Source organism: Planococcus soli, assembly GCF_016881065.1.
GTDB classification, from domain to species: domain Bacteria; phylum Bacillota; class Bacilli; order Bacillales_A; family Planococcaceae; genus Planococcus; species Planococcus soli.
The window spans coordinates 1-1,467 of record NZ_WXYN01000041.1 but is presented as its reverse complement, the minus strand read 5'-3'; the positions used below and the strand labels follow the sequence as shown (position 1 = coordinate 1,467).

The 1,467-nt window shown below is 47.2% G+C and carries 1 protein-coding gene; it reads left to right on the top strand.

The annotated features are described in order from the left end of the window. The first annotated feature begins 112 nt into the window (after positions 1-112). Positions 113-1,440, top strand: a protein-coding gene (locus GJB59_RS13690; RefSeq protein WP_142830930.1) for an IS3 family transposase whose coding sequence is annotated in 2 segments (ribosomal slippage) — positions 113-491 and positions 491-1,440 — 1,329 coding nt in all. Because the reading frame shifts where the segments join, the coding sequence is not laid out codon by codon here. Positions 1,441-1,467: the final 27 nt, after the last annotated feature.

The following is a 1,467-nucleotide window of genomic DNA, read 5'->3' as shown; positions in this document are numbered from 1 at the left end:
TGAACCGCACCCCAAATGGTAGACACTTTAAAAAAAGTGACCCATTTGGGGTTTTTTCTATTTTCTGACCCCGGTATACTAAATTTAGCTAACTTGGACGGGAGAAGATCAGATGAGTAAAATTACTTTCAATGAACACCAACAACGGGTCCTGGAGGCAAATCCGAATGTCGCTTCGGTATCCGATCGAGCGATTCAATATACGCCAGAATTCAAAATCCACGCGGTGAAAGAATACCAGACAGGCAAAGGCCCGGCCCAGATATTTAGTGAAAATGGATTTGATTTAACCGTTATTGGATCCAAAAAAGCGAACTCATCCTTGAACCGGTGGCGGACGACGTTCAGGCTTTATGGAGAAGACGCTTTTTTCGAAGAGCGTCGTGGGAAGAACAGTACGGGCCGCCCTTCTGAGAAAGATCTTTCAGCTGAGAAAAAGCTGGAGAAAGCAGAAGCACGCATCAAATACCTAGAAGCCGAAAATGAGTTGCTAAAAAAGCTCGAGGAACTCGAGAGGCAGGCGAAGAAACGCAGCTGACCCCAGCGGAAAAATTTGAAGCCATCAATGCGGTGGTTCGGAAATTCCAACTGAAGAGGTTGGTAGAAACCCTTTGCCGCACAGCGGGAGTGAGCCGGAGTGGCTATTACGCTTGGCTGGAGAAAGTGGAACATCACGCTAGTCGCGAAGAACAGGATTACCAGGATTACCTGTTGCTCAAAAGCATCTACGATGCGCATCGTGGGAAAATCGGGTATCGCACCTTTTACATGGTCCTCTCTGAACTCTTGGAAAGGCCGATGAATCACAAGAAAATCTTACGCCTCATGCGCAAATTCAATCTCTTTTCCAAAATCCGGCGAGCGAATCCCTATAAGCAGATCGCCAAAGCCACACAGGAACACACCGTCTGCCCTAATCTGTTGGACCGTAAGTTTGAACAAGATGAACCCGGCAAGGTATTCGTCACCGATATCACGTATCTACCCAACCGTTCAGGGCAAATGGCGTATCTGTCCGCCGTAAAAGATGTCGCCACCCGTGAAATCGTCGCCTATGAAGTGACGACGACGCTTACGATGGAAATTGTGTATCGGACGTTACGAAAACTGAAGGAAGCATTGGATGGCAATGTTCATCCGGAAGCGATGATTCATTCCGATCAAGGCTTCCACTATACCCACCCTGAATACCAACAACGTGTGAAGGAGATGAAATTGACCCAATCGATGTCCCGCCGGGGCAACTGCCTCGACAACGCCCCCATCGAATCTTTTTTTGGCCACTTTAAAGATGATGTCGATGTTAAACAAGCAACCAGTCTGGATGAATTGAAAGAGCTGGTGGATGAGTACATGGCGTATTACAACGGAACACGCAAGCAATGGAATCTAAAAAAGATGACTCCGGTACAATACCGGAGTCATCTGATCGCAGCCTAGCTGCAGGGTACCTTTTTTATAAACTGT